The organism is Variovorax sp. YR752 (assembly GCF_943372545.1).
The window spans coordinates 22,811-30,572 of sequence record NZ_CALRZC010000087.1; the positions used below are offsets into that span (position 1 = coordinate 22,811).

6 protein-coding genes and 1 pseudogene are annotated in these 7,762 nt (G+C 68.6%); 2 read left to right on the plus strand and 5 right to left on the minus strand.

Going from position 1 to position 7,762, the window contains the following annotated elements; translation table 11 throughout:
* Positions 1-58: 58 nt before the first annotated feature.
* The 5 genes from AAG801_RS20400 to AAG801_RS20420 all read right to left on the minus strand — a co-directional run bounded on the left by AAG801_RS20400 (position 59) and on the right by AAG801_RS20420 (position 6,661).
* Positions 59-1,456: an FAD-binding oxidoreductase gene (locus AAG801_RS20400; protein ID WP_341889996.1), complete on the minus strand. Its 1,398-nt coding sequence runs from the start codon at positions 1,454-1,456 to the stop codon at positions 59-61.
* Positions 1,428-2,321 (minus strand): ABC transporter permease, encoded by an 894-nt coding sequence (locus AAG801_RS20405; RefSeq protein ID WP_341889997.1) that lies wholly within the window; start codon positions 2,319-2,321, stop codon positions 1,428-1,430. Before AAG801_RS20405 ends, AAG801_RS20400 begins: the two co-directional genes overlap by 29 nt.
* Positions 2,299-3,108 carry an ABC transporter ATP-binding protein gene (locus AAG801_RS20410; protein ID WP_341889998.1) on the minus strand — a complete coding sequence of 270 codons (810 nt, stop codon included), beginning with the start codon at positions 3,106-3,108 and terminating at the stop codon, positions 2,299-2,301. The genes AAG801_RS20405 and AAG801_RS20410 overlap by 23 nt, the downstream gene beginning before the upstream one ends.
* Before the next feature lie 23 nt (positions 3,109-3,131).
* Positions 3,132-3,953 (minus strand): creatininase family protein, encoded by an 822-nt coding sequence (locus AAG801_RS20415; RefSeq protein ID WP_341889999.1) that lies wholly within the window; start codon positions 3,951-3,953, stop codon positions 3,132-3,134.
* Between the two features lie 170 nt (positions 3,954-4,123).
* A complete protein-coding gene (locus tag AAG801_RS20420; protein WP_341890000.1) occupies positions 4,124-6,661 on the minus strand; it encodes an autotransporter outer membrane beta-barrel domain-containing protein in 2,538 nt (845 codons plus the stop codon).
* Between the two features lie 255 nt (positions 6,662-6,916).
* On the opposite strand from AAG801_RS20420, the gene AAG801_RS20425 reads away from it, so the two are divergent.
* Positions 6,917-7,432, plus strand: a complete 516-nt coding sequence (locus tag AAG801_RS20425) for a DUF1269 domain-containing protein (protein WP_101490853.1) — start codon at positions 6,917-6,919, stop codon at positions 7,430-7,432.
* 57 nt (positions 7,433-7,489) lie between these two features.
* Positions 7,490-7,762 (plus strand): annotated as a pseudogene (locus AAG801_RS20430) (cytochrome B); the annotation flags it as partial.

Sequence of the window (7,762 nt, forward strand, 5' to 3'; positions counted from 1 at the left end):
GGGACGGACTCCTGTGGAGGTTGGGGTGGGGACGGGATGCGAAGACTAAATGTTTTTCTCAACGCTCGACGGCCATGTCGGGCGTCCAGCCGCGCGTTTTTCCGGGGTTCATCAGGCCCATCGGATCGCTGCGCTTCTTGAACTCGATCTGCTGCGTGTCGATGGTCTTCATGCCGCCGTCCTCGATGGTGAAGACGTGCGGGTTGAAGATCTGCGCGCCGCCCTGCGACTCGATCTCGCGCATCACCTCGTACTGGTGGGCCTCGCCCTTCCAGCGCACGAGCAGGATGCCGAAGGTGCCGCACTGGCCGTTGGCGCGCGCGAAGTCCTGGTGCTGCAGCACGTCGTCGCCGAAGATTTGCAGGTGGCGCTCGACCACGGACGGATCGAAGGGCTGGGCGTAGGCCACCTGCAGATACGTCCAGCTGCGGTCGGCCTTCAGCGCTTGCAGCGTCGTGTGGTTGAAGGCGCACTCGTAGGCCGGCGGCAGGCCCGCGGCCAGCAGCTCGTCTTCGGTGCCGGCCACCGAGATGGTGCCGCCGTGCGCCGCGGCCAGCGCGCGAAAGCCCGCCAGCGTGTCGGGCGAGACCATGGTGAACACCGCGTGCCGGTCGGGCGGAAAGTGCTCGCCCATGGCCGTGTAGTAGGGCGAGAAGCGCGCCTCCACGGTCGAGAGCAAGAACAGGTCGTAGTCGGGCGCTTGCGCGGCAATGCCGAAGTCGAGCGCGCCGCGGTAGCTGTCGAACAGCACCGTGCAGTGCACCCAGTCGACCGCCGGGCTCAGCGCCACTTCGACGTCGAGGATCACGCCGTTGGTGCCGTAGGCATGGTGCACCTGCTGGATCTCGTCGCCCACCAGCTCGATGACGCGCGGCTCGCGCTCCACCGTCATCACGCGCGCGCGCAGCAGGTTGCCGGGGTCGCGCAGGATGCCGTGGCGGAACGAGCCGATGCCGCCGAAGCCGCCCGCGATGAAGCCGCCGATGCTGGCCACGTGCCAGGTCGAGGGCCACATGCGCAGCGCCTGCCCGGTTTCGCGTGCGGCCAGGTCGATGTCGTGCATGCGCGCGCCGGCCTCGACGCGGATGCGGCCCTCGGCCAGGTCGAGCACGCGGCACATCTGCGTCACGTCGAGCACGAGCCCGCCTTCGAGCGGCACGCACTGGCCGTAGTTGCCGGTGCCGCCGGCGCGCACGGTGAGCGGCAGCTTCCACTTCGCGGCCACGGCCGCGGCCTGGCGCACGTCGTCCTCGGTGCTGACCTTGACCACGAGGTCGGCCACGCAGCCCGCGAGCTGCGCCGTGAGGATGGGGCTGTACCAGTAGAAGTCCTTGGACAGCTGCTTGCGCTGGCTGGGCGTGGCGATCACGTTCAGGCCGCGCAGGTCGTCGCGCACGGCGTCCCAGTCGACCGCGGACAGCGGGGTTCTAGCGTTCACGGCGCATTTCGCTTTCATGCCAGTGGCCGAGCACGAGGCGCGACAGGGCGGCGAACACGATGAAGATCACGATGCCCAGCAACGACACCAGCAGCAGTGCCGCGAACATCATCGGGATCTCGGTGCGGAAGCTCGACTCGAGGATGCGCGAGGCCAGTCCCGTTTCCTTGCCTGCCGTGCCGGCCGTGAACTCGGCCACCACCGCGCCGATCAGGCTCAGGCCGCCGGCGATCTTCAGGCCCGCCATGAAGTACGGCAGCGCGCTGGGCGCGAGCAGGTAGCGGAAGGTCTGCCAGGGCGAGGCCTTGTACAGCTGGAACAGGTCGCGCAGGTTGCTGTCGGCGCTCTTCAGGCCGATGACGGTGTTCGACAGGATGGGGAAGAAGGCCACGATCCACGCACACAGCAGCAGCGCCGCCGTGGTGCTCGACACGTAGATCAATATCAGCGGCGCGATCGCGATGATCGGCGTCACCTGCAGGATCACCGCGATCGGGAACAGGCCGATCTCCACCCACTTGAACAGCGCGAACGCAATCGCCAGCAGCACGCCGCCGACGATGGCGGCGCCCAGCGCGAGCAGCGTGAGCTTCACCGTGAACCACAGCGCGCCCGAGAGCGAACCCCAGTTGTCGAACAGCGTGCGCAGGATCAGCGAGGGCGCGGGCAGGATGTAGTGCGGGATGTCGTTGGCGCGCACCATCCACTCCCACACCAGCAGCAGCGCCGCGACGATGACGACCGGCACGACGACGCGCAGCGTCGACTCGCGCCGGCGCAGCTTGTCTTCGTGCGCGCGCAGCGTCTCGGCGGACGGCGTGGCTTCGTTGGCGGTGGTGGTGTCGAGGGGCATCACGGTTTCAATGGTCGATGTCGAGGCCATGGAGTGCTCCGTGCAGAGAGTGTGAAACGGCGGTGCAGTGCGCGTTGTAGCGGCTGGAGGTGCGGAAGGCTTCACCGCGCGGGTAGGGCTCGTCGATGGCGATCTCGTCGATCACACGGCCCGGGCGCGCCGCCATCACGACGATGCGGTTCGACAGATACACCGACTCGTACACGCTGTGCGTGACGAACACGATCGAGAAGCGGTGCTCGCGCCAGATGGCCAACAGGTCGTTGTTGAGCTTGATGCGCGTCATTTCGTCGAGCGCGGCAAAGGGCTCGTCCATGAGCAGCAGGCGCGGGTGCGTGACCAGCGCGCGCGCAATCGACACGCGCATCTTCATGCCGCCCGAGAGCTCGCGCGGGTACACGTCGGCAAAGCGCGAAAGGCCGACCAGCTCCAGCACCTGCTGCACCACCGGCGCGGCCTCGTCGCGGCCCATGCCCGCCAGCTTGAGCGGCAGCCAGACGTTGTCGAACACCTTGGTCCAGGGCATGAGCGTGGGTTCCTGGAACACGAAGCCCAGGTCGCGGTCGCTCTTGCTGTTCTTGGCCACGCCCGTGTTGGCGCCCGACCATTGCATGTCGCCCGAGCTGATGCGGGTAAGCCCGGCGATCAGCCGCAGCGCGGTGCTCTTGCCGCAGCCCGAGGGGCCGAGGAAGCTGACGAAGTCGTGCTCGCCGATGTCGAGCGTCATGCCCTGCAAGGCGAGCGTGCCGTTGGCGAAGCGCTTGCCGACGTTGCGAAGGCGGACCAGCGGCGGCGTGGATGGCGTGGTGCTTTCCATGGAACTCCTTGTGCAGCCGGGGCTCAGCGCCAGGCGGGAACGTTGGCGAGGCGCTCCAGCGGGAAGCGGTCGATCTCGTGCAGCAGTTCGACGAAGCGCTGGCCTACGTGGTCGAGCACCGCCGCACCCTTTTCGGCCGTGGCGCGCGTGGCGTCGCCGGCGGCGCCGGCCGGGTTGATGTCGTGCATCTGCCAGCCGAGTTTGCCGCTGGGCGTGATCGACAGGAACTTGTTTTCGGCCGCCATCTGCTCGGTCAGGGAGCTGAAGTTCTGGAACTGGTCGCGGCGCACGTAGTCGGGCGTGAGGTGCAGCATCACCGAGCTCTCGAGGTCGCCGGCGTGGATGCCGTGCTTGCCTTCGTGCGCGGTGAACAGGCCCTCGGGCAGGCCCAGCGTGTACCAGTTGGCGGCCACGACCATCATGTCGTGCTCTTCGCGCAGGTCGCGCGCCACGATGTCCATGACGCTCATCTGCCCGCCGTGGCTGTTGTAGAGCACCAGCTTGCGCACGCCGGCCTTGGCGACGCAGGCGCCGACGTCCTTCCACAGCGAGATCAGCGTGTTCGCCGACACCGTGAGCGTGCCCGGGTAGCGCGAGTGCTCGTTGCTCTTGCCGTAGGGCACGGTGGGCAGGAACAGCACCGGCAGGTCGTCGGGCAGGTAGGGCAGGCAGGCCTGCACCATGCCGTCGATGGTGGCGGTGTCGGTCGACATCGGCAGGTGGGGGCCGTGCTGTTCGGTCGCGCCCACCGGCAGCACGGCGATCAGCCGTTCGCGGTCGAGGCGGGAGAACTCTTCACTGGTCAGGTCGGACCAGAAGCGGCTGCGCAAGGGGGGGTGATTCATCGGGATGTTCCTCGGGGCGGGCGGACGAGATGATGGTCTAAATTATCCATGTGGTCAAAAAAGACTGGCTATCCGTGGATACCCGTTGATCTTTATCAAGCAAACCGCATGCCATCAAATTTGCCCGGACGGTCAAAACTTGACCTGCCGGGTGTCCGGCGCCCCGGGGCTCACCACCGCATGCGCAGCCCCAGTTGCCCTTGCACGCCGGTCTGCTCGGTGATGCCGATGGCGCTGGTGTAGGCCAGGCCGCCGTAGACCGACAGTGTCTTGTTCACCTGCCCGACGATGCCGCCGCCGACCTCGAGCGCGCTCGCGTTGCGGCGGTTGACGACCTGGTCGGTCGGCCCGAAGTAGATCGCGTTGCTGCCACTGAAGGTGTGCCACAGGTTGACCTTCAGGTAGGGCTTCCAGACGCCGCCGGCCGCGTCGAAGCGGCCTTCGAGCCGCGCGCCCAGCCGGCCGGTGACGGCGTTGTCGCGCTGGAAGCGCACGGTCGAGAGGCCGTCGTCGAAGTCGTCGAGCGAACTGCGCTGCCAGATGAGTTGCACCTGCGGCTGCAGCGTCACGGTGTCGCTCAGCGCCAGCGGGTAGCCGGCTTCGAGCGATGCGGTCACGCTGGTGCCGTGCGGGCGGCCGCCGCGCCCCAGGGTGGAGCGCGCATCGGCCTTGTAGCGCGTGGCCAGGAGCACGGCGTCGCTGTACCAGCCGCTGCTGGCCACACGGGTCCAGTAGGCGCCCAGGCTGTAGCCCTCGACGGTGAGCCGGCCGGCCGCCGCGTTGGTGGCGCCGCCGGCAACGCCGCTCGCGTGGCCGCTGGCCCGCGTGTAGCCGCCCAGCACGCCGACGCGGTGGCGCCCGCCCGCGCTGTCGGTGGCCGCCAGGAAATCGTGGCCCAGCTGCAGGCCGCTCACGCTGCCGTCGAACTGCGGATTCGCATCGCCCCGCAGGCGCTGCCGCGTGCTTTCGCCGAACACGCGGCCCCACGAGGCCTGCCGGCCCCCACCTTCACTGTCCGCGAGCAGTTGCTGGTCGCCCTGCCGGTCGTGGAAGGTGCCCAGCTGCGCCAGCCCGAGGCGGCGCACGGCGATCGGCAGGGCGCTGTACAGCGGCACCTCGGGCCGGTAGAGCTTCACCTGTTCCACCGTCGCCGGAGCGCCCGACTCGGCGATCACCTCGGCCGCTTCTTCCAGCGAGCCCACCACGGTGCCGCCGACCAGGTAGCCGTTGTTGCGCAGGTACCAGTTGTCGGGGTTGCCGCCCGTCGCACCGCCGCGGAACAGCCGGTAGTTGTACGCGCCGGCCTCCACCGCCTGGGTCAGCGAGAACGCCTTGTCGGCCGTGGTGCCGCCGTTGACGGCCTGCACCACCAGGATGCCGTCGGCCAGCGTGGGCGCGCCCAGGCCGCCGCGGTTGACCACGCGCAGGCCGGTGGAACCCGTGGCCGCGCCGCCGTCGATCACGAGCTTGTCCGACGGCGCGTTGTCGCCCGCCAGCACGGTGTTGACCTGCACCAGCGCGCCCGCGCCGCCAACGTAGTTGCCGCGCACCGTGAAGGCGCCGAAGCCGACGCCGTCGTTCGGACCGGGCAGCAGCGTGCCCTGGTTCGTCACGTTGCCCGCGAAGGTGCCGGTGCCGGCCACGGTGGTGCCGGGCAGCACCGTGATGACGGGGCTGGTCAGCGTGGCGGGCAGGGTGAAGCGGCCGGACTCGACGCGGATCGAATCCGAGAAGCTCGCGTCGGTCTGCCACGACCACGCGGTGCCGCGCATCGTCAGGTGCTGGAAATTGCGGAAGGCGTTGTCGACCGTGCCGCTGCCTTCGAGAAAGGTGCTGGCCGTCTTGCCGACGCCGCCGTCGGCGCCGCCCTTGATGACCGAGCCGGTCTGCAGGATCAGCGTGCCGTTGCCGAGCGCGCCCATGTAGATCGCGTCGCTGTTGCCGGCGCCGCCGTGGCCTTCGATGGTGCCGGCGTTGACCAGCACGTCGTTGCCGTTCTGGCCGCGGTAGCCGTAGCCGTTGGCGCTAGAGAGCGAGGCGCCGGTGCGGTTCTCTACGCGCGAGAAGAAGGTGCTGCCGAGCGTGTTCGCGTGCACCGCGTCGGCGCCGCCCGACGGCGAGTTGGCGCCGGTGGTGGCGATGCTGCCGGTGTTCACCAGCAGGTTGGCCACGAGGTTGCCGCCCTGCAGGTACACGCCCTTGGCCGAGGTACCGCTGGCCGAGATGCTGCCGTTGTTGATCACCGTGTTGCCCGGGCCCAGCGAGGAGATGCCGTGCGAGCTGCCGCCCGTGGTGCCGATGCTGCCGTTGTTGGTGATGAGCGTGCGCGTGCTGCTGTTCGACGTGACGAGGATGCCCGAGGTGCCGCTGCTCGTGGTGCGCAGGGTGCCGTTGTTGGTCAGCGTGTTGTCGTTGCCCGTGGCGACCATCGCCGCGCGCGCCGAGCCCGAGCCGCCCGACACGGTGATCGTGCCGTTGTTGGTGATGGTGCTGGCATCGCGCACCAGCAGCACCTGCGTGGCGTTGGTGGTCAGCGTGGCGCCGCTGTTCACGGTGATGGTGACGCCGGTGCTGCCCGGTGTGGCGATCACGCTGGGCGAACCGGTCGTGGCGCCGTCGCAGACCACCGTGTCGCCGGTGCCTGGCGTGGCGGTGGGACCGCAGGCCGCGTGCGCGGTGCCGCCCGCGAGCCCAGCGAGGGCGGTCACGAGCCAGGGAAGGCGGGACGAACGGGAAAACCGGGTGCCTTGCTTCATGCGCATGTCGTTTGCTCCTTCTTGTTTTTCATGAGGCCGTGGGGGCCTGGCGCGACGGATTATTCAGTGCAAATTCCCATCTGAAAACCGACGAACTTCCGTATTCACCGGGTCGATCCCGATTGAGCGGCGACTTGAATGCGGCCCCTCTTGAGCCTATAAATCACCCATGGACTCTTGCTCGTCGCAAGACGGAAAGGAGGCGCCATGAAAAGACGCATCTACTGGTTGCTGCCCGACCTGGCGAGTGCCAGGCAGGCCATGAACGATCTGCTGTTGGCGCGTGTCGACATCGCGCACCTGCATTTCGCCGCACGCGAAGGCCAGGACATGGCCGGGCTCCATGCGGCCAACATCTGGCAGACCTCCGACCTCGTTCACGCCGCCAAGACCGGTTGGGTGCTCGGCACCGCCTGCGGTGTCGTCGTCGGCCTGCTGGCCGCGCTGCTGTTCCCGGTGTTCGGCGACGAATCCGAATGGGCCGTGGCCGTGGGCCTGGCGCTGCTGGGCGGCGTGGTGGGCGCGTGGTCGGCCAGCATGGTCGGTGTGTCGATCCCGAGCCCGCGGCTGGAACGCTTCGAGAGCGCCATCGCGCAGGGCCAGGTCTTGCTGATGGTCGACCTGCCGCCGTCGCGCGTGCGCGAGGTCGAGGCGATGCTGGAAGCCACGCACCCCGAGGCCCGTTTCGAGGGCGATGAGCCGCACATTCCGGCGATCCGCTGACGCCACCGCGCATGCGATCCCCGGAACCCACGATGGCCACCCCAGCGAGCGCAGCACATGACCATCGCCGTCGTCCTGTTGCTCATCGTGGTGGCCTCGGTGGCGTTCCACGTCGTCAACCCGTGGTGGACGACGCCGCTGGCCTCCAACTGGCAGCCCATGGACGACACGCTGACCATCACGCTGGTCATCACGGGCCTGTTCTTCGTCGTCATCAATGTGTTCCTCGCCTACACCGTGGTGCGCTTTCGCCACCGCGAAGGGCGCCGCGTGGCGCCGCATCCGCCTGAGGGCCGCACGCTCGAGCGCTGGCTGATCGGCGGCACCACC

What these genes read in the sequence shown, in the direction of transcription:
- AAG801_RS20400 (WP_341889996.1), bottom strand. Translation starts at nt 1,456, where the DNA reads ATGAAAGCGAAATGCGCCGTGAACGCTAGAACCCCGCTGTCCGCGGTC.
- AAG801_RS20415 (WP_341889999.1), bottom strand. Translation starts at nt 3,953, where the DNA reads ATGAATCACCCCCCCTTGCGCAGCCGCTTCTGGTCCGACCTGACCAGT.
- AAG801_RS20425 (WP_101490853.1), top strand. Translation starts at nt 6,917, where the DNA reads ATGAAAAGACGCATCTACTGGTTGCTGCCCGACCTGGCGAGTGCCAGG.
- AAG801_RS20405 (WP_341889997.1), bottom strand. Translation starts at nt 2,321, where the DNA reads ATGGCCTCGACATCGACCATTGAAACCGTGATGCCCCTCGACACCACC.
- AAG801_RS20410 (WP_341889998.1), bottom strand. Translation starts at nt 3,108, where the DNA reads ATGGAAAGCACCACGCCATCCACGCCGCCGCTGGTCCGCCTTCGCAAC.